This is a genomic window from Roseomonas sp. BN140053, assembly GCF_047690175.1.
Classification (GTDB): Bacteria; Pseudomonadota; Alphaproteobacteria; order Acetobacterales; family Acetobacteraceae; genus Roseomonas.
Map to the genome: position 1 here is coordinate 1 of NZ_JBLLEB010000048.1, position 24,230 is coordinate 24,230.

Consider the following 24,230-nt stretch of genomic DNA (forward strand, 5'->3'; position numbering starts at 1 on the left):
GCAGGTCCTCCGACAAGGTCTTCGCCATCGCCGCTGGCCTCCAACCCCAGCCAGCAGCTTGAATCAGATTGCCCCCGAGCCGGGCAAGCCCTCTGATTCGGTTCGCTCGGGATCTGCTCTAGCTATCCAGCTCGCTGGAACCATCGCTCCTGCACCACGCGACGGAATGCGACCGGGGAGTTCAGCAAAAGGGTAGACTGGCGCACCGCTCTACCGCGACGTGTGCCCCCGCTTGTCGCGTAGTCCTCCTGCGGCTTGTAGGACCGCTGCGACAATCCGCTCCTCAGTAGCTTGGGTGTAGTGGAAGGGGGCATCCCCCCAGCGATGTCCCAATCGCGCTACGTAGGCGGCCTTTGGGAGAGAGAGAAAGGTCGCCCTCGTTCTTCGTGCGATGCGCTCGTGAATAGTATCTAGAAGCCGATTGCTTGCCATAATCAACCGATGCCATTGTTCCGGAAGTGCCGAGCCGTCTTCGAAAAGATTTGCCCACTGGACATCGTTGATGATCAAATGGTTAACGTCCTGGAGACGCTCACAGAATCCGTCCAGATGCTTCGCGACGAGTGATGCATACTCACCCGAAGTCGGGTTGATGTAGCGTTCAACCATTTGCCTCGCAGCATCACCGAGCAGCTGTCGGAAAGCTGTGGAGAAGGTGAAGGTCGAGCCTTGCCATTCAAAGGCACCGAAACGCTCGTCCACGAAATCGAGCACAATGGCGTCCACCTCAAGTTCCAGCCGCTCGCGCCAGGACTTCTCGAAGTCGCACTGGACATTTCGCTGCTCGAAGAGCGGCATGTCCGGGGACTTCTGTATGTCCGGGAAGCAACGAGGGGAAGCCATCATTGAGGGAATGCAGGTGCGAGCTTGGTACCAGGCAACTTCAACTGCATCCCCTGAGTGATTCAGCGGATCGCGCGTCGCGCAACTACCGAGGACTGCCAAGCGATAGGGGGAGGATTCCACAGCTCGCATCATTGGGCTGCCAGCCGCGGGGCGGCAAGGTGATCAAAGAGGCCGAAAGACGGTTTGCGGCCAGCAGACAACGCTGAAGCGAGAATCTTCGCTCCTTCCGGCGTGATGCTGGGGGTGCGCGCCATGATATGAGGCATCAACAGGAATGGTGGCGCCTCCCGGTCCGGGTAGACATAGCTCAGGTAACGTTCCGCAATCTGTCCCACGACGAGATCGGGTCGTGTCATATGCACCATTTCCGTGTGGAAGAAGCGGGTGCGGCAGAACACCACTCTGGAGAAATAAAAACTCAGATAGCTTAACGCTTGATGCAGATATGAATCACCGAAGATCAGCAACGTCCCGGACGCAGTCGCCGCGTCGCTCTCACTGACCACGAGACGACCTTCATTAATAGGCCTCTCATAGTCGTGAGACAGCCCGTTCTCCGTGGTACGCAAGGAGTGAGGTAGTCTGAGCTGCAGTACATCCTCACCTTCCGCCGGATCGAGCTTGCGTCCGAGGTCGCCGAGGAATGGCTGACCAGCTTCGGCAAGCGAGGCCCGTAGAGCGGCATCCGCCGCCTCAACTGCTGCCGCGGCCTTTCCTGCAGCTTCGGCGATGATCTTCGAGATGACGACACGCCCATGCGGAGCCCAATGAGTATCGGTCCGGAAATAGGTCCGTCCAGCTCGTTCGGCCCGCAACAGTGCGGCAGGATCCAGCATGTCGTTGCAGCCGCCGTCGTAGTACTGTTCCACAACGCTTGTTGGGTTGCTTATCGGGAATGACTCGCACACGACGCGGTATTTTTCGGGAGCCACGATTTGGATGAAGCGGCTTCCCATTGCCGCAGCAACTTCTCCCCGCTCCCGGAGGTTTTCTCGAAGATTGTTGATCGATTCTGGCTTAACCCGAAAGTCTCCTGTGGCAAAGCGGAGGACCGAGTGATTTCCGCCGGCAAGGTAGAGTTCGCCATTCCTACCGACTAGCACTGGGCCACGAATATCCAGTAGATCCGGCTCCACGGTTGGTCTCACTCCGTTCGGCATCAAGCCGGGTTGTAGAAGATGCGCGACTCGACAAAATTCATCAGATCGGCCATCACTGTTTCCGGTGAAAGAGAATTCCGCACGAAGGTTTTCGCAGCTTCCTCCACAGCGCGACGGCCCCCGGGATCTTTCAGCATCTGTATGATGCGCTCCCCTATGGTCTCGAAAGGGGTCACGATCAGAGCACCGCATGCAACGGCGTCCTCAAGACCGCGAGCTCCGAACTCGGTGCAAACCACTGCCTTGCCGTTGCTCAGGCCCTCCACGGTTTTGACTGGCAAGCCAGAACCAAACAGCACCGGGTTGATGGCTATCGTTGCCCGTTGATAGAGATCCGCCAGGCTATCCACGATCCCGGTCAGCTCGATGCTCGGATCCGCGAGATCCTGCAGGCCCTCGCCAACGCGTCCACAGACCACCAGCTTCGCGCCAGGCACTGCCTCTGTAACGCCAGCCCATTGTTCCTGCACGAACCGGCGCAGGCTGAAGGTATTGGGTTCGTAGAGATTGCCGACGAAGAGCACGATGGGATGGGCGCGTCCTGAATTGCGGCGCTGCACCGGGGCCACGGGTGCCGTAACGCTGACGCCGGCGGCGACAACACGATGAGCGCCGAGCCGGGAAGCCAGCCAGTCCCGCTCCTGGCGCGAGATCGCGATGAAGCCCTGCGCGAGCGACAGGAAGCGGAGTTCTTCCGCCTCGCTCAGCGCGTATTTTTCCAGGTTCGGGACAGCGGCAGGACCGAACCTGGCGTGAGCATCGCAGAAGCTCTCGTAACGCATGACCTGCATGTCGACCGTGTCGATCATGCCGTAGATTCCAGGGCGCAGCCCCTGATGGAATTCGGCGCTCCAAACATAGCTGGAGATAGCCAGGCGGGGACTGAAGTGATTGGCGAGGGCAGTGCACATGTAATTGAAATGTGTGTCAGCACGCTCCGCCAGGGCTTTGCTGTCCGCCGACATGAGGCGCCCCTTCTTCTGCACCTCCTTGAGCTTGTCGATCAGCTTGCGGTCATGCAGGTCAGCGTCGGGCTTGCGTTCCATCTCCGCGATGGAGAGGGCGAGCATCTGCGACTTGATGAGCTGCGGAATCATGAGATGGTGGTCGACATACTCCCGCATCTCCCGATACACTGCAGGTCTGCGGGCGATTTCCCAAGGCGCGGTGCGATCCACGAGCATGACGGTGTAACCGGCATTGTGGAAGAACCGCATAAGGTCGAGCAAGCGGACCGCGCCGCCACCATAGAACAGAGTTATGGAGCCCTGCAGGGTGAATAGCACCGTGTTGGGCGGCAAGGGCCGACGCGCAAAGTTATGGGCATGCTGCGCTGCGGCCTGGGCCTCAACGTCCAGCCCCTCAACCACCTCGTGTCCGCTCACCACCGTCGGCCGCAGCGTCGGCGCATCCGCCTCGCCAAGCAACAGCCCATTCTCGTCGAAAAGACGCACGCTGATACGGGTGCTTGCCGTGACAACACCGTTGATGTCGTACATCCAGCTCCACTCGCCCGCTTGCACGCCGGGCATCATCGCACCGTGGTCCGCGGAGGCTTGCACGGCGAGCGGTTGTCCGACTGCCACACCGTTGCAGAGCACTTGAAGGCTGCACGGCCTCGCCGCACCGACATAACAGCCCTGTAGGGCCAGAACTGAGTTTCGCCGGTCAAAAGCCGAGTACGAGAGCGACGCTTTCTGAACAACGGTGTCGCGGGCGGCCTGCACCTGTTCAAGAAGCAGCGATGTCCGATTATATAGCGAGATCGACACTTCGGGCGATGTTGCTGAACAAAGCAGGCCGAGGTTCTCGAACGCATCCTCCAGCCGTGCCTCAATGGTGAACTCTCTCGCAATTGGCCCCTTGAAGCGCTGCTGCTTCATGACGGCATCGCTGGAGTTTATCACGGGAATGCTATGGCAGAGCTGCCCGGCTACGGAGATGTCGATGCGGGTGACTTCCTGAAAGGCACGGAACCAGCCGTGCAGCCGGAACTTGCCCACCAGCCAGTTGATCTCGAGCTTCTCGATGACCGCTCGTGGTGCATCGTAGACCGTGTTCTCGATCGGCAGAGGAAAGCTACGGTCCTCCCCATTGACGTAATGGGCAATAAGGGTAGCAGCCTTCAGGTCGCCTTGTCCCGCGTGAAAGACGCGTCCACGGAACCCGGCATACAGATTAGCGCCGTTAGTTATCCGCTGCCCTATATCCTTCCTGTGGACGAACATCTCGTCCACCGCTTCGGTACGGCCACGGCTGAGGGTGATCGACATACCCCTGATCTGACGCCCAGGCACGAAATAGCCCTCGTAACTGAGCTGCTTGCTCGCTGTGTCGTACTCCAGGCTCTCGACAGCGAAGATTTCGGCTTCACTCGCGCGCGCTGCGCGGCTTCCGAGGAGTCTGCCGTCCTCAGCGACGAACTCGACCATCACTTGGTCGCCGACGCGCAGTCCGCATTCCAGCGAGACACGGAAGCCGTTCGGGACTTGGTTCGTGGTTCCGTAACGCCTCAGCACATCGATACGGGTTTCACTGAGCACTGCTTGCCCGAGCAGGCGGCCGCCCGGAGCGAGGAAGCGCAGTTCCACGACCCCCTCACCGTCGGCGATCCAGCCGCGAACTGTCAGGGTGCGGCTGTCTTCGCTGTATCGGCACAGGCTGAAGCCCGTTGCCCGGGAAACGGCCGTGCCCTGCTCGTCCTCTTTGATGTCGCCGAGTATGTCGAATTCCGTTGCCTCCGTCATGTCAACTGCCTGCCAACTGGAGTGCTGGAGCGGCGCCGAGGCCTAGTTGTTCCAGCCGGACGCGTGGGATTTCGGGCGCTGCTGCTGACTGGTGTGAAACGATGGAAAGCGGGACACCCTTGCCGTTCAGCCAGCGGTACCAGTCGCCGCTCACATCAGCGCAGGCGTCGACTTCCTCGGGAATGATGCGCGGCTTGTTATAGAGGACCCCATTTTCATGCAGGAAGCGGTTTCGTTGTGCCACGGAAGGCATCCGGGCCGCTTCCGCCAAGATGCGGGTTTTCCTTGGGTCGGGCTTGTCGTAGAAGTGCGGCATTATCGCGGAATTCCGGACGCCGACATCCCAGCCCAGGGTGACGATTTCCTTTACACCGAGGTGCAGGGCCAGAAAGAAGCCGATCTCATAGAGTACGCCCGGTCCCCAGGGCCGGGTTAATGTCCGGTCGAAGGTGTAATCATCGAAGCGCTTGCTACGGGTAAGCTGTGCCGAAAGATCATTCGGTGCCGGCACATGCAGGAGAACATCCGTTTCTCCAAAGACCGGCGGGTCCGCATCAGCAGCCTCGCGAATAATGAGAGGTCGCCGCCGGGCGAAGTTATAGCTCTGATAGTTCCAGGTGTTGAGGAGAAGAAAGTCGCAGGCTTCCGGCACATAGTCGAAGGCTTGCTTTATGGCGATAACAAGCTCGCCCCGCAGCATTCTCCCTAGGTCCATGGACGAGTACTCAGCCAGGGATGGCCCGCAAGCCAGAAGAAAGCAACGGCGCCCTTTGGCCCTGCCGTGCAGCATGGCCATCTGGTCAGCGGGGCTGGGCATCGCCCGGACGGATTGAATGAAATTTTCAGTCAGGATGCTCATTGAACTCTCCAGGAACGATGCCGCTCGCCGACAACCATCGAGGGCTGGGTCACTGTGCGGAGGACCATTCAGGAAACTTCCGGTGAAAATCCGCGAGGGCGTCGTCCAGCCCTATAGCTCCGGCCTCTTCTGCTGACAGATAGTTTTGCAGGAAATACCGTATGACGCAGGAAACGAGCTCGGGACGAACATGGACTGCGTCCTCCATCCAGGCACCGAGTGGCGTTGACTCGGTAACAGCCTCGTAGCTCGGAAAGTAGTCGACTCCCTCTTTGCCAGACACGAAGTCCTCCGCCACCGCGCGCAGGACGGATTTTGAATAGCAATTCGCCGTTGCTATGTCCTTTCCTGTAAAAGTCGCCGAGAGCGGCACGGGCGACACGGTAACGACAAAGCGCAGATGAGGATTCGTAGCCTGGACAATTTCGTAAATCGTGTTCAGGCTCTTCAGCGAACTGGAGTAGTCGAGGATATGGAGATCAAAACGACCGGGGTGCCGCCGAATGACTCCGCCAGAAGGGGCGACGTTGAGATAAGTATTCGTCTCGTTATCGTGCCAGGCCTCCACCAGACCTAAGGTCAGAATGGCGATGTCGCTGCTGAAGATGTCCCGGGTGACCGTGCGGACGCTCTCGCGAACAGCCTTCACTCTTTCCAGCGAGGCGAAGCTCGCGGGCATCTGCCCATCGTAGAAGCGCCCCTCATCATCACTGAAGTAACCGCTTTCCGGGAAGGTTTTCTCCCCTGAAGCCCAGAGCACCTCGTTCAGCATCGAAGGAGTCGTGAACTTGTTGAAAAAGCCGCTTGCCGACGAGCATTCTGATGGGTTGACGAAGAACTGCGGATTTCGTGTGGCGAACTTAAACCCGAATCTTTCCAAATTTGCCTCGACATGCCTGGCGAAGCAAGAACCCATGGTGAAGATGCGGTCGTGAACCTTGATACTGAACCCTTTCGATACTTGCGGAAGAAGCACTGCCTTTCGGGTGCGCGAGTGGAACGGTGGGCTCTCCGCTCGGTGGAAGTTCCAACGGAAGGCACGGTTTTTCCGGAGGAGGCCTAGTGCGGCTTCTCCTTCGATGACTCTCATACCAAATGCTCCGTGCGCGATATTCTTATTGAGAGCGCAACCAGGACGCGCAGTCAAGCTGACTAAGAATCCTAAAAATCTTGAGATATAAGGTTGTTTTTGGCACACGAGTAAAAAATATTTAGACATGCACGACTAGGGTTAGGACCCGCAAACGTGTTGCTGGAAAGGCGTCTGACGAGTAGAGGGCTCGGATTGTGGCGGAAACGCTAGAGCGTGGCGCGGTTGGTGGCCGAGGCCGCCCAGCACCGGCAGGTCTGCTCCCAGCAGATATTCACATGGCGGCGGGAGAGGCGAGGTGTTCCAGCCACACCTTTGGGCTTTGTGCCAGTCATGGTGGAGCCGTCGGCCATTGCTCTCACGCCACTTCCTACATCACCGATCGAAATGAAGTTGGCTGGCGCGGTGCTGCGCATCCCACCAGCACCGACGCAAACCTGCTGACGGCGGTACTGCGGGCACTCCAAGCGTCGGCGACATAATCACGCTGCTCCCTGGGGCGTGGAGCCTGCTGGCGATGCGGCTCGTGAATTTCTGCAAGGGTGCGCACAGTCTGGCGGCGCTGGCCGCCGAGGTGCTGGACGCCAATCCGCTTTCCGAGGTGGTTCTGGTGTTCCGCTTGCACCAAGCCGACCACGTCAAGATCTTGGTATGAGACGGCAGCGGCCTGATTCTGGTTTGTGAACCACCCTGGGTTTGTCGGAGGCTCCAGACCTTGAGAGGATGGAGTGATGACGACGAAAGGCAAGACGTTGGCGAGTTACTCGCCGGAGGTTCGTGAGAGGGCGGTTCGGCTGGTGCTGGACGGCGGCGGCGACCATCCGACGCAGTGTGCGGCGATCAACTCGGTAGCCGCCAAGATCGGCTGCACGACGGAGACGCTGCGGAAGTGGGTGCGGCAGAGCGAACGTGATGGGGGCGGGCGGCCCGGGCCGACATCGGCGGAGCGGGAGCGCATCAATGCCTTGGAGCGGGAGAACCGCGAGCTGCGCCGGGCTGATCCGTCCAGGGTGTCGGCGCGCAGCGTGCGGGACGCGCAGACCTGTGCCGCGATCCGTCGCGTGCACGAGGCGAACTTCGGGGTCTACGGGGCGCGCAAGGTCTGGCGGCAGCTCGGCCGCGAGGGCATCACGGTCGCCCGCTGCACGGTGGAACGCCTGATGCGCGCCATGAGGCTTCGTGGCGTCGCCCGCGGGAGGGAAACGCGGACCACCGTCTCGAACCCGGCCACGCCCTGTCCTGCCGACCGGGTGAACCGTCAGTTCAAGGCACCAGCGCCGAACCTGCTGTGGGTCTCGGATTTCACCTATGTCGCGACCTGGCAAGGGTTTGTCTACGCCGCCTTCGTCATCGATGCCCTCGCCCGCCGGATCGTCGGCTGGCAGGTTTCCAGGACGGCCCACGCAGGCTTCGTGCTCGACGCCCTGGAGCCGGCGTTGCACGACCGCCGCCCGGCGAAGGGCGGATTGACCCACCATAGCGACAAGGGATCGCAGTACGTGTGCATTCGGTACACGGAACGGCTGTTCGAGGCGGGCATCGAACCGTCCGTCGGGAGCGTCGGAGACAGCTACGATAACGCTCTCGCCGAAACCATCATCGGGCTGTTCAAGACCGAGGTCATCCGCCGCCGCGGCCCGTGGCGGAACCTCGAAGCCGTCGAATACGCCACCCTCGAATGGGTGGACTGGTTCAACAACAGGCGCCTCCTCGAACCGATCGGGGATCTCCCCCCCGCCGAGGCCGAAGCCCGCTACTATGCCACGATCAGGGCACCCGCCCTGGCAGCCTGACCCAACCACAACAGCCTCCGGCGAACCCGGGGCGGTTCAGCCCGGTGAGTAGGGTGGGAGGTGGAGCAGGCTGGCGCCAGTGGCCCGGATGGCTTCGCGGACCCCCGAGACCTTGTGGGCGGCGAGATTGTCGAGCACCACCACGTCGCTCTTGCACAAGGTGGGTGCGAGAAACTGACTGACGTAGGCGAGGAAGGCCTCGCCGGTCAGGGCCTGCGCCGAATTCGGCGCCGAGTACCGCCACACCCAGCCCTACTCGCCTCAGACGAACGGGATGGTGGAGAGGTTCAACGGTCGGGTGGGCAGCGAGGTGCTGGGCCTCACCATCTGGTCGCACGCCCAACTCGAGCAGCTGCTCCGGGGCTTCAACGCCGCCTACAACGCACGCCGCCAGCGCGTCCTCGACGGCAAGACACCCGACCAGGTCGTCAAGGAGCGCCTCAGAGCTCGACGAAAGCTCGCCCGTGCCAAGTCGGATCGGTCCGAGAGACGCGCCGGACCCGACGATGTCGCTCGGGCAGGCATCATCGTTGAAGCTGCCAAAGAGGTCTCACAACCAGACAGGGGTTGCGGGGAGGTTCATTCCCCGACCTTCCCAGGTCAGGACGGAGCGACGGAGGTTGGGACTGACCCAAGTTTCGTGGTCTGCTGACGACACGGGAGGAAATGGCATGAGCGGGTGTTGCGACGAAGATGACGAAGGGTTGCCGCGTTTCACGGTGGGCGGCGAAGTGCTGGTGCAGGCCCGGCTGATGGAGTCGACTCTCCCCGGGGCCCCCGTGTCGGAGCAGTCCTGGTGCATCCTGGCGGGCGTGCAGAGCGGCGCGCTGCGCTGGCGCGACCACCAGCGCATGCTGTTCTGCCTGGACAGGGCGGGAAAGCAGGCCGCGGCGGCCGCCTTCTGGCGGGGCCGCGCCCACCACCATCGCCAGGGAATGCGCTGCGACATTCCGGCCGCGTGGCCGGGGAGCGGCGCAGGCTGGCCGAGGGCGGGCTGGTGATCGGGCGGCGCGTGGTGACCACGGCCTGGCTCCTGGCCACGTTCGGTGCCGAGGCAGCGGAACCCGTCCGCGTACTGAGCGGCGGGGCGCTGGAACCGGCGGTGGCCGCCGCGCTCGCGGTGTGGCGGAGCGGCAATGGCGCCGAGGTCGCGGTGACCTTCGCTACTGCTCCGCGCATCGCCGAGCGCCTCGCCGCGGGCGAACGGCCCGAGTTGGTGCTGGCGCCCCGCCCTGCGCTGGAAGAGCTGGAGCGGGCGGGGCAGCTCGCCAGCCCGCCCAGGCCCCTGGGCTCGGTGGGCGTCGGCATCGCCCTGCGCGACGGGGCGCCGGTGCCGGATCTCCGCGACGAGACCTCGCTGCGGGCCGCGCTGCTGGCCGCCGAGGCCGTGGTGTTCAACCGCGCATCTACGGGTCTGTATGTTGAGCGGCTGTTGGAGCGGATGGGGCTGGCCGAGGCGGTCGCCGCCAAGGCCGTACGCTTCCCGGACGGCGACGCGGTGCTGGAGCGGATCGGCTCCGGCAGCGGCCGCGAGATCGCCTTTGCGGCGATCACCGAGATCCTGCTGTGGCGGGACCGGGGCGTGCGGCTGGCGGGGCCGTTGCCGGCGGCGGTGCAGAACCGCACCACCTACGTGGCGGCACTGCTCGGCGACGCCAGCCCGGAGGCACGGCGATTCCTGGCCTTTCTGGAGGACGTGCCGACCCGGGCCGCCATGGCAGCGGCCGGGGTGGAGTAATCCCGGCGGCCCCCCGTCGGCGTACCCGCCGAGCGCGGGGCTGGGGGCCGCGCGGGAATGCCGCCTCGGCGCGCCCGCCGCGAGCGCGCCGGTTCCATCCGCTCAGTTCGTGAAGCCGATCCCGCGCAGGGCGCGCCCGGCTTCCGGGCCGGCCAGAACGGCCAGGATGGCGCGCGCCTCGGGCCCCTCAGCCAGGGCGGCTGCGGCGTAGCGGGTGCCGAGGTCGAAGGGCGGCGGGAACTCGCCCAGCAGCGAAACGCCGGGCTGGCCCAGGATCTCGGTGGCTTGGCTGACGGCCAGCTCGACTTCGCCCCGGCCGCAGGCGGCCACCGCCTCCACCCCGAAGCCGAAGACGCGGCCCTTGGCGCGAACGACCTCGGCGATGGCCAGTTCGGCGATCACCCGCTCGAAGTGCCGGCCCGCGGTGGCGCCGCGCGCGGCATCCGCCCAGCCGACGGACGCCGCCACCAGCAGCGCCTCGCGCAGTTCAGGCCCCGTGCCGATGGGGCGCGGCACACCGCCGGCACGCAGCGCCAAGCCGATGCCCGTGCGGCCTAGCGGCATCACCGTTCCCGGCACCAGCCGCCCGGCCAGGGCGGCGATCGCCTCCTCGCTCAGCACCACCACCGCCGGGCTCTCGCCGGCGAGCACCCGGTCGCGCAACGCGCCCACCGTGCCGAAGTCGGCGCGGGGCGGCTCGCCCTCCCACAAGCTGGGGCGGCGCAGCAGAGCCTCCACGGCCGACTTCACCGCCCCCGCCGCGAGCAGGGCGGGTGTTGCCCCCGGCCCGCTCACCCCACGCGTTCCAGGATGTCGAGGCCGCGGTTACGGTCGAGCACGTAGACCAGCCCGTTGCCATCCAAGTCCACATCGTTGAACTGCGGTGAGTCCTCGCCCGGCGGCGGCTCCGGCAGCCAGTGCGCGACCTCGGCGGGGGCTTCCGGATCGGCAATGTCCACCACCCGCAGCCCGCCCGAGAACCAGGTGACGTAAAGGCAGGTATCGCGCATCCGCTCCTGGAACTGGTGCGCCCCGAAGCGGCCGCGCCGGACAAAGGGACTTTCCAGCTCCGACAGATGCCACATGGACACCGGCGTCATGTTGGCGGGGTCGGACACGTCGAAGACCCAGATGCCGCCATGAAGTTGGCCGGGCACGTGCTCGTGCTCCTCGTCCACCGCCACCGCCAGTTCGCGGCCCCGCACCGGGAAGGGCACGCGCATCACCGTGTGGGTCGGCTCCGGGAAGGGCGGGTGGTAGTTGACTGCACCAATCGTGCGGGGGTTCCGGATGTCGCTGACGTCTACCGCGCGTATCCCGGCATACCACACCGCGGCCCAGAGCGTGTCGCCCTGGCGCAGCGCATGGTGCAGCCGGTGCTGCTGTCCGGGCCAGGTCGGGACCTCGCCGCCGGCGACGTGCTGGCCCGGCATCCACCAGCGCGACACCTCCTCGGGGCGCGACGGGTCGGCCATGTCGAAGATCACCAGGATATTGCCGACATAGCCCGGCATCTCGGTGGAGATATAGGCGTAGCGCGTATCCAGGTCGAAGCGGTGCACGCCGACACCGCCGGTGCGCTGGTGCGCCAGCAGCCGCGGCCGGGCGCGGTCGGAAATGTCCCATACCCGGAACCCGCCTTCCGCGTAGGGCGATGCGGCCAGGACGGCGCGGGCGCGGGGCAGGAATTCCGGCTTCACCTTGATCGCAGCCGCCAGTTCCGTGTCGCCGATCGGCCGGCCGTGCTGCGCCAGGTGCGTGGCCTCGATCTCGGGGATGCGCTGGGCCCGGCGCAGGGGGTGGCGCTCGTCCTGCTCGACATTGGTGACCATGATGTCGCCGGCGACCCGCACCTTATGGGTGTGCGAAACGTGGGTGGGCGAGGCCGGCACGGGCGGGGCGATCGTGGCGACCACACGCGGATTGCGGGGATCGGCGATGTCGAGGATGGTGGTGCCGTGCGGCGGCTTCATGTGGCCGACATAGGCCCAGCGCCCCTCGACGCGGACCTGCCCGCCGCCAGGGATGTCGAGCCAGGCCACGCGGCGTAGGCCGCGGGCGGAAAGGGCGCCGTCCATCACACCGCTCCCGTGGTTGCGGCCGCCGTCGTTGTGCGGGCCAGCCGCCGTTCCCGCCAGATCGGAAAGGCCACCGAGATCGCCAGCAGCCCCCACAGCACGTTGCCGGTGGGCGAGGAGAACAGCACCAGCAGGTCGCCCTGTCCCACCCGCAGCGAACGCAGCAGGTACTGCTCGAACAACGGTCCCAGCAGCACCCCGATCAGGATCGAGGTGACGTGGTAGCCGGTCTTCACCGCGATGAAGCCGATCAACCCGAACAGCAGCGCGATCCCCATGTCGAACAGGTATTCCCGCTCGGCGAAGGCGGCGATCACGGTCAGGCCCAGGATCAGCGGCACCATGTAGGGGGTGGGGATCAGCACCACCTTGGAAGCGTAGCGCGCCAGCGGCAGGATCAGTGGGATCATCATGATGTAGGCCACTGTCATCATCACGAAGACGCCGTAGGCGATGTTGGGCTGTTCGGCAAACAGCCGCGGCCCGATCACGATGCCCTGGTACTGCAGTACGATCATCATCACCGCCGCCGTGCTGCCACCCGGCACGCCGATCGCCATCATCGGCACCAGCGTGCCGGAGGTGACCCCGTTGTTGGCCGATTCCGGCGCGATCACCCCGGCCGGGTGGCCGGTGCCGTAGAGTTCCGGCGTTCTCGAGAAGAGCCGAGACTGCTGGTAGGCCACGAAGGCGGCGATGGAAGCGCCGGCGCCGGGGATGATACCCACGAGCAGCCCGATGAAGCCGGTCCAGACAATCTGCCACCAGCCGCGTAGAGACATCCGCAGCCCGTCGAGGGTGTCGCGCCAGTCGGCGCCGGCGGCGACGTCGCGCGCGCCGTCCGAGGCCATCAGCGAGGTGTCCTCGATCATCACCAGTGCCTCGCTGACGGCGAACAGGCCGATCAGCACGGGCACCAGCGGCAGGCCGTCATACAGTTCCAGGAAGCCGAAGGTGGCGCGCGGCGTGCTGTACACCGCGTCGGTGCCGATGGAGCCCAGCATCAGCCCGAACAGCCCGGCGATGAGCCCCTTGAGCATGTCGCGCGCCGCGATCACCGCGATCAGCGTCAGCCCGAACAGCAGGATCACCACCATGTCCACCGAGCGCAGCTTCAGCCCCAGCTGCGCCAGCCAGGGCAGGAAAGCCAGCACCGCGACGGAGGTGATCAGGCCGCCGAAGACGGAAGCCACGAAGGACAGCACCAGTGCCTGCTGCCCCTGGCCTTTGCGGGTCATCTGATAGCCGTCGATGGTGGTGGCCGCCGCGCCGCCGCTGCCGGGGATGTTCACCAGGATGGCGGGGATGCCGCCCGACAGGTGGTTGGCGCAGTACAGCGCGATCATGAAGGCCAGCGCCGCTTCCACGTCCATGGCCAGCGTCATCGGCAGCAGGATGATCAGTGTGTTCTGCGGGGAGAAACCCGGCAGCGCGCCCACCACCAGTCCGAGCGCGATCCCCGGCAGGATCGCCCACCACAAGCCGAAGGAGCGGAGAAACAGGTCGGCGAAGAGCGAGACGTCCCAGGTCACGGCTCAGCCCTCCCCGCCGATGCCGAACAGCCAAGCCATCAGCTGCTCGAAGGGGCCCAGGGGAAAGCGGGTGCCCAGCGCTACGATCATCAGCGCGTAAACCACCAGCGGCGCGCCGACGGCCACCCCGATCATCGCCTTCCAACTCGGCGCGCCCAGCAGCCACATGCAGGCCAGCAGCAGCAGCGCCAGCGACAGGGTGGTGCCCAGCCATGGCAGCAGCAGCAGGAAGGTGGCGCTGAACCCCACCAGGGCCAGGCGTGTGCGGTGGTTGTTGTTCTCGCTGCCGGGAAGGCGGAAGCGCAGATCCGCCCGGCCGCTGCGCAGCCGGAGCAGGATGCGCAGCAGGAAGGCGCCCACCAGCACCACCAGCACGCTGCCGATCACGAGACCGTTGGCCTTGGCCTCCCAGGACAGCTCCTGCACGGTCCAGAAGAAATAGGCGCAGAAGCCCAGGGCAAGGCCGGGGATGATCAGCTCCTGCGCGATGGGGCGGGAGCCGCGATCGTCGGGCGTCATGGCACGCCCCCTCAGCGACGGGCGGAAAGCTGGGGCGCGTAGCGGTTCGCCAGCTCGATCATCGCCAGGGCGTATTCGGTGCAGGTGGCGCGGTCGCCGAAGCGGATCGTTTCCTGCGCCGCGCCGGTTCTCTCGTAGGCCGTCCGGAAGGCCGGATCGTCGAACACCGGTCGCGCCGTTTCCTCCAGTTTCCGGAAGCGGTCGGGAAAACGCTCAACCGCGCGGGCATGGATGGCCCAGGCGCGCGACGAGTAGAGGTCGGGGATGCTGGTGCCGAACACGGCGTTGATGGAGGGCGCGTTGTCGGTCTTGGCCGCCACCACGTTCTCCTTGTTGAACACGCCCAGCACCCGTAGCCGCCCGGTCTGGGCAACCACGCCAGCGACGGGCAGCACGCCGATATCGGCCTCGCCGCTCAGCACCGCGATGGTGGTGGGGTTGCCGCCAGCATAGGGCACCAGGTTGAAGCGCGCGCCTGTGGCCTCGCCCAGTGCCAGGATGCCGATGGAGGCGGGGTGCGGGATGCGGCTGGTAGCCGCGTTCACCGTGCGGCGCTTGGCCTCCTGCACCACGTCCTCGATGCGGCGGAAGGGGCTGTCCTGGCGCACCAGCACGCAGGAATCGTCCACGTCGATGCGGCAGAAGTAGACGATGTCCTCGGGGAAGCGGAACTTGGGCTTCTGCAGCGCGTACATGATCATCTCCGGCCCCATGTTGCCGAAGAGCAGGTTGTAGCCGTCCGCCTCGCGGCGCCCGGCGTAGACCTCGTAGCCGACTTGGCCGGCAGCGCCGGGAAAGAAGTCGTACTCGAATTGCCGGCCCAGTGCCTTGCTCCAGCCGTCGTCGAAGGAGCGCGCCAGCCGGTCGGCGCCGCCGCCCTGGCCAGTGGGCACCACCACCCGGAAGTTGCGGGCGGGAAAGGCGGCCTGCGCCGCGGCGCCACGCGGCGCGGCCATTCCCGCCGCCAAGCCACCCAGGACCGCGCGGCGCCGTAGCATTCCTGTCTCGGACATGTCCCTGTCTCCCTCTTCGCTTGGTTCTGGCCTCTTGCGGGCCATCAGGCTGGTTCTTCCCGGTTCAGGGGCCGGGGCGCGAAAGGCTCCCCGATGCTTCCCACGGCGACGGTCGAATCGCCGCCCGTGGGCGAAGGCTGCCAGGATCGGGCGCGTCGGGGGTGATTCCTTGTCGGCGAGCCGTGCGAGCGGGGCCTGGCGTCACCGCCGGCGGCGACATGGCGGACCCGGCGCGGGGTGCAGGGCCGCGCCGGCAGGCGGGCAGGCACGCCCAGCACCGGGTCCGGTGCGTGGGCATGCCCGTTCGGCCTTAAACGACGCGCTGGAGTGATGCGGCCGCGTCATAGGTGATGGTCAGGTCGCCCACCCCTTCCACGTGGCCTTCCAGCCGGTCGCCTGGCTTCACCGAGCCGACCCCCGCCGGCGTGCCGGTGAGGATCAGGTCGCCCGGGGCCAGCGCCACGGAGCGCGACAGGTGCGCGATGCACTCCGCCACGTTCCAGATCTGCTGCGCGAGGTCGCCGCTCTGCTTCACCTCGCCGTTCACCTTCACCCAGATAGCGCCGCGCCCGGGATGACCGATGCGCGAGGCCGGAACGAGCGGCGAAACCGGGCAGGAAGCGTCGAAGGACTTCCCGGGCTCCCAGGGCCGCTGCAGCTTCTTGGCCTCGGTCTGCAAGTCGCGGCGCGTCATGTCGAGCCCAACGCCGTAGCCCCAGACGTGCTCCAGCGCCGTTTCCGCCGGGATGTCGCTGCCGCCGATGCCGATCGCCACCACTAGTTCGATCTCGTGGTGCAGATCCTTGGTCAGGCTGGGAAAGGGCAGCGTGGTGCCGCTCGGCACCAACGTGTCCGCCGGCTTGGAGAAGAAGAAGGGCGGTTCGCGGTTCGGGTCGTGGCCCATCTCGCGCGCGTGCTCGGCGTAGTTGCGGCCGACGCACCATATGCGCCGCACCGGGAAGGCTTGGCTTTCCTCGCCCGCCACGGGAATAGCGGCCTGCGGCGGCGGTGGGATCACGTACTGCATGGGGTGGTTCTCCTGGTCGCGAGGAATTCAGCCGCGGTGGTTCTGTCGGCGTGCGGGCCGGCGACACGGGATCGTGGCGGGCGGGGAATGTTCGGGCGGAGGGCGCGGCGGAACGGCCCTGGGCACCTGCCCGCCACGGGACAGGCCGCACACGGGGCAGCCGGCGATTTCGGCGGGCAGGTCGCCGCCGCATCGGGAGCCTGCGGTCGGATCGCGGGCGATCGCCACCATCGCGCGGTCTGGCCGGCTCCGCCCGGCAACCCCGTGCCGCGCGGGACCCGGCCGTGCCGGCGGCAGGGTCGGGTATGGTCGACGACAGGCGCGACCTGCACGGCCCGTTTCTCCTCCCCCACTTGCACGCAATTTTTGGTTAGTTCCACATAGTGCGTCGGGTTCAGTCAAGTCTTTGATAGACTGCCTTGCCAGACCGGAGACCCGTCGACCAAGGGTGGGCAGAGCAACCCTGGACGCGGCTCTATCAGGATCCCGGGCGCTTCCGCAGAACGCCTTGTGGGACTCTTGCACTCGGCGTCGATTGGGGGTGAAGCCTGCCTACCGGCTGAGATACTCCGACTGGTCGAGCCGTCGATGATCGATGGCGCCACTGGCGCGGTCCTGGCCGGGGCGGAGCACCGCTTTGGGGAGAGCAGGGACTATACTGTTATTCGACGCGAATGTTCTTTTCCCGAATGAGACGGGACCAGAGAGTGGTTTCGTCCTCCATAACCGCGCGGAACTCCACAGGCGTATTGGCAATGGCGAGGGCTCCGCTCTCGTCCAGGCGCTTGCGTAGATCAGTGCCCGTCATCGCTGCAGCAACCGCGGTTTGCATGCGGCTTGCCATTTCAGGTGAGGTACCGCGCGGCGCCATCATGCCGAACCAGGAGTTGGTGACGAAGTCGATGCCTAGCTCCCTGGCGCTCGGTACTTCTGAAACGGCGGGGACGCGAGGGCCCTCCGTGCTCACTGCGATAGCCTTCAACGAGCCGCCACGCATCTGACCCAGCACAGTTGGCACAACGGCAATAATCAGGTGGATCTGGCCCGCCGCAAGGTCGGTGGCAGCCTGGGCCATGCCACGGTAGGCAACGTGGTTCATACGGATGCCCGTCACATCTTGCAGCAGTTCCGTCTGGAGGTGGGGCACCGTGCCCGTACCAGCGGAGCCGTAGAAGAGTTGGCCAGGACGCGCTTTCGCATAGTCCACGAACTCCCTCAGGTTTGTTACAGGGAGAGTGGAGTTCACGACAAGGATCGGGGCGTATGCAGCAAGGAGGGATACGGGTTCCAGTTGCGTCCGTGCGTCGAAGCCGAGGTCGCGGTTGAGCGCAATCGCGAGTGGAAGACCACTATCAGAAACGGTGACGGTGGTGCCGTCCGGAGCTGATCGTGCAGCAGCCATCCAACCTACCGCGCCGCCGCCGCCGGTGCGATTTTCCACAACGAAGCTCGTGCCGGTGATCTCCTGGAGGCGGTTGGACAACGCACGTGCGAGGAAGTCCGCTGTACCGCCAGCTGCAAGCGGAACAATGACTGTAACAGCGCGATCCGCGGGCCAGGAGGCAGTGCGGGCGGCAGGTTGCGCCCGTACTGCAGTTGGGCCCAAAACGGGGGCTGTCACGGCCACTCGCAGGAAATGCCGTCGTGACAGGCAGGCGGCGCCGAAAGGCAGGGTGTCGGCTCTGGGAAAATGCCTACCGGTCATGTCGTTTCCTCCCTTGTTGGCCTTGCGCATTGGTGTCTTAGCGGCGCTCCGTAGGATGCGGCATCGCGGGATCCGGCGCACCACGGATGAGGCGTGGGTGAACTGTAAGGCGGTTTCTCCTCTGGACTGAGGATCTGTTGAGTTTCGCTGAGAACTGCCCCGGCGTTTTCATCGAGAACTGACCCGTGCAGGGATATGTCCCTCGGGCTCTGGTCGCGGGTCAAGCGGGTGTTTTGGTCCTCCTGTTCCTGGGTTCGGCCGAACTGCTCCTGAACCGGAAACTGTCGTTGCCGGTTTCCAGGATGTGGCAGTGGTGGGTGAGCCGGTCGAGCAGGGCCGTCGTCATCTTGGCATCGCCGAACACGCCACCCCACTCGCTGAAACTCAGGTTGGTGGTGATCACGACGCTGGTGCGCTCGTAGAGCCTGCTGAGCAGGTGGAACAGCAGTGCACCACCCGAGGCGCTGAACGGCAGGTAGCCGAGCTCGTCGAGGATGACGAGGTCGAGACGGAGCAGACGCTCAGCGAGTTGCCCGGCCTTGTTCGCGCTCTTTTCCTGCTCCAGCGCATTCACCAGGTCGACCGTGGACAGGAACCGGACCTTCCTGCGGCCGTGTTCGATGGCCTGAACACCCGGCACCGAGGCGAGATGCGTCTTGCCGGTGCCGGGTCCACCGATCAGCACGACGTTGTCGGCCTGCTCGGTGAAGTCGCCCCCGTGCAGTTGCCGCACCGTGGCCTCGTTGACCTCGCTCGCCGCGAAATCAAAGCTCGCCAGATCCTTGTAGGCGGGGAACCGGGCCACCTTGGTGTGGTAGGCGATCGAGCGCACCTCGCGCTCGGCCATCTCGGCCTTGAGCAGCTGGGAGAGGGTGGGCACGGCCGCCTCGAACGCCGGCCCCCCCCCTGTTCGGCCAGTTCGGCGACCGCCTGGGCCATGCCGTACATCTTGAGCCCCCGCAGCATGACGACCAGGGCGGCGCTGGCGGGATCATGACGCATGGCGCACCTCGCGGGTCCGCAGCGCGTCGTAGCGGCCGGTGTCGGCCCTCGGCTCCTGGTTCAAGGCGAGGGCCTGGGGGGCATCGATCGCCGCGGTCGTGCTCGCACCGTCGGTCAGGCGGTGCAGGACGTTGAGGATGTGGGTCTTGGTGGCGACGCCATCCTCGAGGGCCAGTTCCACGGCGCAGAGCACGGCCCCCTCGTCGTGCTGCAGCACCAGGGCGAGGATGTCCACCATCTCCCGCTCGCCCCCCGGTCGCCGCAAGAGTTGGGCCTGCAGCTTGCGGAACGCCTCCGGCATTTCGGCGAAGGGTGCGCCGTTGCGCAGCGCCCCCGGCTTGCGCTGGATCACCGCGAGATAGTGCCGCCAGTCGTAGACGGTGCGGCTGGGCAGGTCGTGCGCGCGCTCGACGATCCGCACGTGCTCGCACAGGATCTGTCCCGCGGCCGCCACGACGAGCCGGTCGGGATACACGCGCAGGCTCACCGGTCGATTGGCAAACGAGGCCGGGACGCTGTAGCGGTTGCTCTCGAAATGCACGAGGCAGGTCGGTGACACCCGCTTGGCGTGCTCGACGAAGCCGTCGAACGCCCGTCCCATCGGCATCAGGCTCGCCCGCTCCCCGGCATGCGCCTCGGCGACGCTGCCCGGCAGCACCCCGTGGGGGATCTCGCTCCAGCGTTCGATGCAGCGGGCCTCCAGCCACAGGTTGAGGGAGGGCAGATCGACGAAAGGTGGCATGACCTGCCAGATCTGCCGCCGGGCATCCTGCACGTTTTTCTCGACCTGACCCTTCTCCCAGCCCGAGGCCGGAGAGCAGAACGTCGGCTCGAACAGGTAGTGGCTGGCCATGGCCTGGAACCGCGCGTTGACCTGCCGGCTCTTGCCCGCGCCGACGCGGTCCACGGCGGTCCGCATATTGTCGAAGATGCCGCGGCGCGGCACGCCGCCCAGCACGCGGAATGCCTCGGCCAGGGCGTCGAACAGCATCTCGTGGGTCTGCAGCTTGTAGGCCCGGATCACGAAGGCGCGGCTGTGCGACAGCTTGGTATGGGCGGCCTGCAGCTTGATGCGCTTGCCGCCCACCGTCGCCCAGTCCTCGCTCCAGTCGAACTGAAACGCCTCGCCGGGATGGAAGGCGAGCGGTACGAACACTCCGCGCCCGATGGTCTGCTGTGCCACCTCCCGTCTCGCTTGCCAGCGTCGGACGAAGGCTGCGACCCGGCCGTAGGATCCGCCATAACCCAGTGCCACCAGATCCGCGTGGATCCGCCGCACCGTCCGGCGCCCCTTGCGGCCCTTGCCCGCCTCTACCCTCAGCCACTCCGAAAGCCTGTCGGCAAAGGGGTCCAGGCGGCTCGGACGCTCAGGAACCTTGAACCTTACCTCCACATCGTCCGCCCGCAGGTACTTGCGGATCGTGTTCCGTGACAGACCCGTCCGTCGCTCGATCTCGCGGATCGGGAGGCAATCCCGGTAGTGCCACCGGCGGATCACACTCAACAACTCCATGTCGATCACTCCGGTAACCCCGACCAGCCAGTCGGGGAGGTGAACAGACACGGGTCATTTCTCAGCGAAAACTCTGGCCCCTCCCGGGTCCTGAGAGCCTGTTTGAGCGGCCCTCTGCCGTCCGTCCCCATCTACTCCTGAGGTGAACACCGCGAACCGCCTGGCGGGGCGGAGGGGTGGGAGAGATGTGGACGGAGCGGCATCGGGCAGGCCACGCGGCGCGCCTGAAGCACATGGTTTCGAGTTGCGCGGTGCGCGAGGTGGCGGACTGGCTGGAGCGGGCTGATCCACCCAGCAGCGACGGTGCCACGCCGACCCTTGCCGTGGTGCGGGCGATCGCGTGGCACCTGCGGGTGGGCGGTGGATGGCGGGCACTGCCGCCGGACATGCCGCCGTGGCGGACGGTGTACGGCTGGTTCCGGCGCTGGCAGGCTCTAGGCCTGTTCGGGCGCATGATGTGCGACTTGGCCCGGCTGCGCCGTCGCGCGGCAGGCCGCAGGGCCGAGCCAAGGCTGGCGATCATCGACACGCAAACGGTGAAGTGCATCCCGGTGCGCGGGCCACGTGGCTTCGACGCTGCCAAGCCGACGTTGGGGCGTAAGCGGGTGGCCATGGTGGATGCCGACGGCAACTGGCTGGCCATCGCCGTCGTCCCGGCCTCGGTCCAGGAGCGCGACACCTTGCCTGCACTCGACGATGGCAAGGTGGCCTGGCCGAGCCTGCGGGTTGCGATCCTCGACGGCGCCTTCACCGCCGAGCGCTGCCGCGAGTGGTCAAACCTGCACGGCATGCGCCACGAGGTCGTCGTGCGGCCCCCAGGTCAGCGGGGTTTCGCCGTACTGCCCCGGCGATGGGTGGTCGAGCACAGCTTCGGCTGGCTCGCCCACTGGGGTGGCCTGCTGCGGGATCGTGCCGGTCGCCTCGACGTCGCAGCCGCGCGTCTCGCCTGCGCCGCCGTACTCGCGGCCACCGAGGCCCTCATCAATCCGCTCTGATCTCGCTCAAACAGGCTCTGAGTGCAAATCAACAACTGAAGATCGTTTCGGCGCGGATGCAGGAAGATTTCAGGGTTTCTCCTGAGCTACGGTCACTGGCGACGGTCCCCGCCCTTTGGGCGAGTGGCTATCGCATTGCCCATTCCAGAGAATGTTTGCGCCCGGCTCCTATCGCTGTTGCAGACGAGACTCGAACACTCGCTCCCGACCCCTCGTCTCCCGTGCGTGATTACTGGGCTGAGCCTTGCGACACCGGCACGGGCTGTGCTGCCGCGAGGAGAATTGTCCCGAACGGATGATCCTGCTTCATGCGCAGCTGACCGTCGCGGGCGAGTTCGAAGCCGGCGAGCAGGGTACTGGCCAGGGCGGCACGGCGTCGGAGTGGCGCCTCCGGCGTGTCGGGTAGGAAGCACGCCAGCTCCCGTGCTGACCCTGATGCTTCGGCCGCGCCTACCTCGCCCAGCAGCTGCCGCAGCCGCCCGATCGCGCCTGACACCCGCCACAAGCCCGGTGGGCTCGGCCGGTAGGGCGCGGGCTCCGTGGCGTGCACCCCTGCCCTTACCTCCAGCAGTGCCAGGGTGGCTTCCAGGAAGCCCAGCAACAGCTCCGCCTGCGGCCGCGGTCGTTGCTCCGCCCACCCTCGCCCGAACACCGCTTGGCCCAGCTGCGGGCGCCCTGACAGCCACGCCGCGGCCGCCCGGGTGCCCGCGACCTGCTCCAGCTGCGCCAGCCGCAGGTCGGCCTCGGCCTCCGCTGCAGCCGCCACCTCCGGCGTGGGCGGCGCCAGCAGCTGCGCCTTGAGCCGCACCAGCTCGGCGGCCAACACCAGCCAGTCGCTCCGCCGCTCGATCACGATGCGCTCGGCCCTACTCTCGATGGCCGCCACCAGCTGCTCGGTGAGCGTCACAATCGACAGCCGGCCCAGGTCGACCCGGTGCCGGCGCACCATCTCCAGCAGGAAGTCCAGCGGGCCCTCGAACCCCAACACACTCAGCCGCGGTGTCCCCTGCTCCGCCTGGGCCCGCCGCTTCCGCTCGGGGCTCTTCCGCCGCCTGCGTGCCCGGCTTAGCCATCGCCGTAGTGCGGCAGCAGTTCGAGATGCAGCACCGGCCAGTCGGACGCCATCGTCAGCATGCAGCCCTTCATCCTCGACGGCACGCTGAAGGGGCTGGTGGTCAGCGGCACCAGCCGCGCCGCGACGCTGCCGCAAGTGCCCTCGCTCGCAGAATCCGTCTTTCCCGAGATGGCCTTCTACGGCTGGAATGGCCTTTTCGCCTCCGCCGGTACGCCGCCAGAGATGGTGGCCCGGCTGCACGAGGCTACCAGCCGCGCCCTGACCGACGCGATGCTGCGCGACCACCTCGCCACCCTCGGCAGCGAGGCCGGTAGCGGTTCCAGCGCCGATTTTGCCGCCCTGGTGCGCGCCGACTACGAGCGCTGGGGCTCGGTGGTGCGCACCGCCGGCATCCGCGTGGAGTGAGCGCGCGTGGGCAGCGGAGCATGCGCGCGCTCCGCCGTTTCTACTCCTCCGCCGTGTAGCCGGTGTCGCGCACGATCGGCCCCCAGCGGTCGCGCTCGGCGCGCAGGCGCTCGGCCAGCGCGGCCGCGGTGGTGCCGAGCGGCGCCTGTTCCAGCTGCAGCAGCGCGTCGCGCAGCTGCGGGTCGCGCGTCGCCGTCTCGATCGCCCGCTGCAGCCCTTCCACGATCGGTGCCGGCGTGCCGCCCGGCAGCAGCATGGCGTACCAGGCTTCCGCGCTCTGCTCGGGATAGCCCAGCTCCGCGAAGGTCGGCACGTCGGGCAGCTTGGGTGAGCGCGCGGCGGCGGTGATCGCCAGGATGCGCATCGTGCCGGCGCGGTGCCCTTCCATCACGTCGCTCAGCACCGCCGTCACCGCCGCCAGCCTTCCCCCCGCCATGTCCAGCAGCGCCGGGCCGGTGCCGCGATAGGCCACGTGCTGCATGCGCAAGCCGCGGCTGCGCGCCATCTGCTCCGTCAGGAAATGCAGCGTGGAACCCGCCGAGGGCGTGGCGTAGGGAACCTCGCCCTGCTCGCGGGCCCAGCGGACGAAACCGTCCAGGTCGCGCGCGGGATGCTTCGCATCCACCACAAAGCCGAAGACGGAGACCGAGAGCCCGCTGACCGGCGCGAAATCCGCCCAGGCGTCATAGCGCACGCTTTTCGGGTAGGTGTGCGGGTAGATGGTGAACACCGCTTCCGGCGTGAACAGCATCGTGGTGCCATCCGGCGCAGCCTTGCGCACGGCGTCCACCGCCAGGCGCGCCGAGGCGCCGGTGCGGTTCTCCACGATCACCTGTGGCGCGTAGAGGCCGCGCAGCCGCTCCGCGAAGAGCCGCGCGATCACGTCCGCCGCGCCGCCGGCGGGGTAGCCGACCACCATGCGCGCTACCCGGTCCAGCACCGGCTCCGCCCGGGCGGGCCGCGGCAGGATGCCCAGCAGTGGGGCCGCGCCGGCGGCACGGAGCGCGGCGCGGCGGCCGAGCGGGAATGGGGCAGTCATGCTGGTTCTCCCGGCCTGCCCGGTTGTTCGGCATCCTCGCACCCCGCCGGCCGGGTCCGGGCAGTTCTGCCCCGGCGCGACGGAAGGGGCGGGA

General features: G+C 66.3%; 22 protein-coding genes and 2 pseudogenes. 7 read left to right on the forward strand and 17 right to left on the reverse strand.

Features of this window, described 5'->3' with window-relative positions; all coding sequences use genetic code 11:
• Positions 1 to 210 precede the first annotated feature (210 nt).
• Genes ACLIBK_RS23120 through ACLIBK_RS23140 form a run of 5 tightly spaced genes read right to left on the reverse strand, consistent with a single transcriptional unit; the run spans position 211 to position 6,702 of the window.
• Entirely contained in the window at positions 211 to 978 is a 768-nt protein-coding gene (locus ACLIBK_RS23120) for a DUF6270 domain-containing protein (RefSeq protein ID WP_415389670.1), read from the reverse strand.
• A complete protein-coding gene (locus ACLIBK_RS23125) occupies positions 975 to 1,982 on the reverse strand; it encodes an alginate O-acetyltransferase AlgX-related protein (RefSeq protein ID WP_415389671.1) in 1,008 nt (335 codons plus the stop codon). Before ACLIBK_RS23125 ends, ACLIBK_RS23120 begins: the two co-directional genes overlap by 4 nt.
• Positions 1,983 to 2,005: 23 nt before the next feature.
• A complete protein-coding gene (locus tag ACLIBK_RS23130; protein WP_415389672.1) occupies positions 2,006 to 4,753 on the reverse strand; it encodes a glycosyltransferase family 4 protein in 2,748 nt (915 codons plus the stop codon).
• Between the two features lies 1 nt (position 4,754).
• Positions 4,755 to 5,612: a hypothetical protein gene (locus tag ACLIBK_RS23135; RefSeq protein ID WP_415389673.1), complete on the reverse strand. Its 858-nt coding sequence runs from the start codon at positions 5,610 to 5,612 to the stop codon at positions 4,755 to 4,757.
• A 49-nt stretch (positions 5,613 to 5,661) separates the two neighbouring features.
• Entirely contained in the window at positions 5,662 to 6,702 is a 1,041-nt protein-coding gene (locus tag ACLIBK_RS23140) for a GSCFA domain-containing protein (RefSeq protein WP_415389674.1), read from the reverse strand.
• A 517-nt stretch (positions 6,703 to 7,219) separates the two neighbouring features.
• Here ACLIBK_RS23140 and ACLIBK_RS23145 point away from each other — a divergent pair.
• Entirely contained in the window at positions 7,220 to 7,357 is a 138-nt protein-coding gene (locus tag ACLIBK_RS23145; protein WP_415389675.1) for a hypothetical protein, read from the forward strand.
• A gap of 76 nt (positions 7,358 to 7,433) precedes the next feature.
• Complete coding sequence (locus ACLIBK_RS23150) at positions 7,434 to 8,495, forward strand: IS3 family transposase (protein ID WP_415389676.1); 1,062 nt, start codon at positions 7,434 to 7,436, stop codon at positions 8,493 to 8,495.
• A gap of 42 nt (positions 8,496 to 8,537) precedes the next feature.
• Here ACLIBK_RS23150 and ACLIBK_RS23155 read toward each other — a convergent pair.
• A pseudogene (locus ACLIBK_RS23155) lies at positions 8,538 to 8,708 on the reverse strand (transposase); the annotation flags it as partial.
• A gap of 61 nt (positions 8,709 to 8,769) precedes the next feature.
• Between ACLIBK_RS23155 and ACLIBK_RS23160 the strand changes: the two are divergent.
• Genes ACLIBK_RS23160 through ACLIBK_RS23170 form a run of 3 tightly spaced genes read left to right on the forward strand, consistent with a single transcriptional unit; the run spans position 8,770 to position 10,233 of the window.
• A complete protein-coding gene (locus ACLIBK_RS23160) occupies positions 8,770 to 9,147 on the forward strand; it encodes a hypothetical protein (RefSeq protein ID WP_415389677.1) in 378 nt (125 codons plus the stop codon).
• A 19-nt stretch (positions 9,148 to 9,166) separates the two neighbouring features.
• A complete protein-coding gene (locus ACLIBK_RS23165) occupies positions 9,167 to 9,496 on the forward strand; it encodes a hypothetical protein (protein ID WP_415389678.1) in 330 nt (109 codons plus the stop codon).
• On the forward strand, positions 9,454 to 10,233 hold the full coding sequence (locus ACLIBK_RS23170) for a substrate-binding domain-containing protein (protein WP_415389679.1): 780 nt from the start codon (positions 9,454 to 9,456) through the stop codon (positions 10,231 to 10,233). The genes ACLIBK_RS23165 and ACLIBK_RS23170 overlap by 43 nt, the downstream gene beginning before the upstream one ends.
• 102 nt (positions 10,234 to 10,335) lie before the next feature.
• Here ACLIBK_RS23170 and ACLIBK_RS23175 read toward each other — a convergent pair whose 3' ends face one another.
• The 9 genes and pseudogenes from ACLIBK_RS23175 to istA form a co-directional block, all read right to left on the reverse strand.
• On the reverse strand, positions 10,336 to 11,028 hold the full coding sequence (locus tag ACLIBK_RS23175; RefSeq protein WP_415389680.1) for a molybdate ABC transporter substrate-binding protein: 693 nt from the start codon (positions 11,026 to 11,028) through the stop codon (positions 10,336 to 10,338).
• Positions 11,025 to 12,311, reverse strand: a complete 1,287-nt coding sequence (locus tag ACLIBK_RS23180) for an LVIVD repeat-containing protein (protein ID WP_415389681.1) — start codon at positions 12,309 to 12,311, stop codon at positions 11,025 to 11,027. The genes ACLIBK_RS23175 and ACLIBK_RS23180 overlap by 4 nt, the downstream gene beginning before the upstream one ends.
• The gene (locus ACLIBK_RS23185) at positions 12,311 to 13,843 is read right to left on the reverse strand and encodes a tripartite tricarboxylate transporter permease (RefSeq protein ID WP_415389682.1); all 1,533 of its coding nucleotides are present in this window, start codon (positions 13,841 to 13,843) and stop codon (positions 12,311 to 12,313) included. Before ACLIBK_RS23185 ends, ACLIBK_RS23180 begins: the two co-directional genes overlap by 1 nt.
• Positions 13,844 to 13,846: 3 nt before the next feature.
• Positions 13,847 to 14,362 (reverse strand): tripartite tricarboxylate transporter TctB family protein, encoded by a 516-nt coding sequence (locus ACLIBK_RS23190; RefSeq protein ID WP_415389683.1) that lies wholly within the window; start codon positions 14,360 to 14,362, stop codon positions 13,847 to 13,849.
• A gap of 11 nt (positions 14,363 to 14,373) precedes the next feature.
• Positions 14,374 to 15,375: a tripartite tricarboxylate transporter substrate-binding protein gene (locus ACLIBK_RS23195; protein WP_415389684.1), complete on the reverse strand. Its 1,002-nt coding sequence runs from the start codon at positions 15,373 to 15,375 to the stop codon at positions 14,374 to 14,376.
• Between the two features lie 310 nt (positions 15,376 to 15,685).
• Entirely contained in the window at positions 15,686 to 16,402 is a 717-nt protein-coding gene (locus ACLIBK_RS23200) for a fumarylacetoacetate hydrolase family protein (RefSeq protein WP_415389685.1), read from the reverse strand.
• A gap of 661 nt (positions 16,403 to 17,063) precedes the next feature.
• The gene (locus ACLIBK_RS23205; RefSeq protein ID WP_415389686.1) at positions 17,064 to 18,137 is read right to left on the reverse strand and encodes a Bug family tripartite tricarboxylate transporter substrate binding protein; all 1,074 of its coding nucleotides are present in this window, start codon (positions 18,135 to 18,137) and stop codon (positions 17,064 to 17,066) included.
• Positions 18,138 to 18,327: 190 nt separating this feature from the next.
• A pseudogene (gene istB, locus ACLIBK_RS23210) lies at positions 18,328 to 19,109 on the reverse strand (IS21-like element helper ATPase IstB).
• Positions 19,099 to 20,622 carry an IS21 family transposase gene (istA, locus tag ACLIBK_RS23215; protein ID WP_415389696.1) on the reverse strand — a complete coding sequence of 508 codons (1,524 nt, stop codon included), beginning with the start codon at positions 20,620 to 20,622 and terminating at the stop codon, positions 19,099 to 19,101. The pseudogene istB and the gene istA overlap by 11 nt, the downstream one beginning before the upstream one ends.
• Before the next feature lie 185 nt (positions 20,623 to 20,807).
• Between istA and ACLIBK_RS23220 the strand changes: the two genes are divergently transcribed.
• Complete coding sequence (locus ACLIBK_RS23220; protein WP_415389687.1) at positions 20,808 to 21,617, forward strand: IS5 family transposase; 810 nt, start codon at positions 20,808 to 20,810, stop codon at positions 21,615 to 21,617.
• Between the two features lie 229 nt (positions 21,618 to 21,846).
• On the opposite strand, the gene ACLIBK_RS23225 is transcribed toward ACLIBK_RS23220, so the two are convergent.
• Positions 21,847 to 22,605: a segregation and condensation protein A gene (locus ACLIBK_RS23225; RefSeq protein WP_415389688.1), complete on the reverse strand. Its 759-nt coding sequence runs from the start codon at positions 22,603 to 22,605 to the stop codon at positions 21,847 to 21,849.
• Positions 22,606 to 22,749: 144 nt separating this feature from the next.
• Between ACLIBK_RS23225 and ACLIBK_RS23230 the strand changes: the two genes are divergently transcribed.
• Positions 22,750 to 23,097: a tripartite tricarboxylate transporter substrate-binding protein gene (locus ACLIBK_RS23230; protein WP_415389689.1), complete on the forward strand. Its 348-nt coding sequence runs from the start codon at positions 22,750 to 22,752 to the stop codon at positions 23,095 to 23,097.
• Between the two features lie 40 nt (positions 23,098 to 23,137).
• Here ACLIBK_RS23230 and ACLIBK_RS23235 read toward each other — a convergent pair whose 3' ends face one another.
• Positions 23,138 to 24,136 (reverse strand): Bug family tripartite tricarboxylate transporter substrate binding protein, encoded by a 999-nt coding sequence (locus tag ACLIBK_RS23235; protein WP_415389690.1) that lies wholly within the window; start codon positions 24,134 to 24,136, stop codon positions 23,138 to 23,140.
• Between the last annotated feature and the right edge of the window lie 94 nt (positions 24,137 to 24,230).